The organism is Janthinobacterium sp. HH104 (assembly GCF_001758715.1).
GTDB lineage: Bacteria > Pseudomonadota > Gammaproteobacteria > Burkholderiales > Burkholderiaceae_D > Janthinobacterium > Janthinobacterium aestuarii.
Map to the genome: position 1 here is coordinate 1 of NZ_LRIB01000031.1, position 1,496 is coordinate 1,496.

Annotated in this window: 2 protein-coding genes; both read right to left on the reverse strand. The window is 62.6% G+C overall.

All coding sequences use genetic code 11. The features are described from left to right. A partial coding sequence (locus tag JAB6_RS12650; RefSeq protein ID WP_070303129.1) for a P2 family phage major capsid protein occupies positions 1-688 on the reverse strand: 688 nt, incomplete at its 3' end. A gap of 48 nt (positions 689-736) precedes the next feature. Beyond that, positions 737-1,496 (reverse strand): GPO family capsid scaffolding protein (locus tag JAB6_RS12655; RefSeq protein WP_070303130.1); only part of this gene is annotated, 760 nt, incomplete at its 5' end.

The window sequence follows — 1,496 nt, forward strand, 5'->3', positions numbered from 1 at the left end:
CGATGGCCACCAGGTTGGTGTCTTCCTGATACCACGGGTCCAGCAGGTTGACGGCGTCCGTCACGGCTGCGTCCAGGTTGGCGTAATCCGCATCGGCCACGTCACCGATGACGACCTTGCCCGGCATGCCAGCGGCCACCAGGCCCAGCACGCGCTCGGGCGCCAGATCGCGCAGGTGCTGCAGCCAGCCTTTATTCACGTCCTGCAGCAGCGGATTGGCGTCCAGATCGGTGTCAGCCATGACCTTTACGCCATTGAAGCCGATGACGATGCGATCTAACGCCTGGCGCGTCAGGATGGCATTGGCCACGCGCGACTGGAAGTCGGGGAATTTGGCCCAGGCGTCCAGCTTGGCATAGTTCAAATGCGTGTCGAAATTGGTTTGCTCGCAGCGGTATTTAGTGCCGTCCAGGGTGGACAGGTCGCGCGTCTTGCGTTCCTTGTCCTTGGTGTTGGTGCGGCCGGCAATCGGGCCGGACACGCCCAGGCCCAGCTTTTCGCCTTCCTGCTCGGTCACGCCGATGATGTTCACTTTCGACAGGAACTCGCTCGATTCCTGCATCTTCGTTTCCAGCTTTTGCTGCACGCTGGGCGTGACGCTGAAGGTCTTGGCCACGTTGTCCGTGTCGTTCAGTTGGCCCAGGCGGGTTTCATATTGGCCAAATACCTGGCGCGTTTGCTTTTTCATATATCGGTGCTCCGTTGTTGAATGGGGTGTGAGTGATGGCGTGGGCGCTTAAAACTCGGTCTGCACGGCGCCGTCGTTGCCGGTGGCGGCAGGGCGGCGCGGGCCGTTGCCGGGCGCTTCGTCCATCTGCGCCTTGAAGGCGGCCAGTTCGTCCTGCGTGGCTTTCAAGGCTGTTTCGGCTTTCTCCAGGCGCGTCACGGCATCGGCGTAGTTGTCGTTGGCGGTGACGACGTGGCCGGCCAGCGCCTGCACGGCTTCGCTGATGTCGGCGAACTGCGCGGCGTCGCTGCCGGATTTGTTTGAGAAGCGCGACAGCAGGTTCTTGACGGCGTCGGCCAGCTTGGTGCCCTGCGGCTCGTCAAATTCCAGCGTCACCTCGACGGCCGAGGTAAACAGGTTGGCACTTTGCTGCTTGCGGCCAGCGGAGAATTTCAGCGCTTCGGTGCCCAGGCTGGCAGGGCTGTCCGTGACGCCCAGGCCGACCAGGTAGGGCTGCGACGAGTCGGCAAAGTCGGGCTGAATTTCCAGGCTTGTGTACAGCTTCTGTTTCGCCTTGTTGATGGCCACCAGCTCGGGCGTGGGTTCGATCTGCGCGAACAGGGCCAGTTTCTTGCCGTTGTCCGTGTCCACCTCTTCGGCTTTCACCGCGATCACGTCGCCGTAGGCTTTGAACTGGCTGTCGGGCAGGATGCCGCGAATGTGCTCCAGCCAGATGCGCGCGCCGTAGGTTTTCGGGTTGTAGGTGGCGGCGAGCTGCTCGATGGTGGCGCGGTCGATGTTGCGGCCGTCCGTGGTGGCGCCTTCGGTG